Genomic DNA, 625 nt, shown 5'->3' with positions numbered 1-625 from the left:
CCGCAGCGTGCGCAGGGGGCGCAGGTCGGCGGTGGCGTACACGGTCAGCGTCCTGCCGACGATGTCCGTCACCAGGAGCCGCTCGTCGTCGAGGGTGCAGACGCGCAGCGGGTCGCCGCCCACCTTCCTGCTCCGCCGCACCCTCATGGTGTGCGCGTCGACGGCGACGAGGGCGGAGCTCTTGCGGGCGCCGACGAACAATGTCCTCTCGTCCGTGCTCAGGCAACTGCTCTCCGGCAGTTGTCCCGGGGTCACCAGGAGCGGGGGCGCGGCGGCGTCGTGCGGGCGGACCAGGCTGACCGTGTGGGACAACAGGCCCGTGACGTAGGCGCGTTCACCGTCGCGGCTGAGGGCGAAGAGGTGGGTCTTCACGCCGTGCGTCGGCACCGCCCGCGTCGGCGCCTGGTCGGTGACCGGGTCGTCGAAGCCGAGCAGCACCGCCCTCTCCTCGCTCAGCGCGTACAGCCGGTCCTGGTCGTCGATGCCCATGCCGTGCACGCGGCGGAACGGGCGGGTGTCGATGGTGCGGGCCAGGGACCGCTCGGCGAGGTCGATGACGAAGACGGCGGCGCCGCCCTCGCCGGGGGTGGACGCCATGCGGACGCCGTAGTGCCCGACGTAGGCG

Annotated in this window: 1 protein-coding gene; it reads right to left on the bottom strand. The window is 73.1% G+C overall.

All coding sequences use genetic code 11. The annotated features are described in order from the left end of the window. Positions 1–597 (bottom strand): YncE family protein (locus AB8Z36_RS41820; RefSeq protein WP_369218538.1); only part of this gene is annotated, 597 nt, incomplete at its 3' end. Between the last annotated feature and the right edge of the window lie 28 nt (positions 598–625).

Origin of the sequence: Streptomyces flavofungini, assembly GCF_041028215.1 — a bacterium.
Classification (GTDB): Bacteria; Actinomycetota; Actinomycetes; order Streptomycetales; family Streptomycetaceae; genus Streptomyces; species Streptomyces flavofungini_B.
This window is presented reverse-complemented; position numbering and strand designations above follow the sequence as displayed.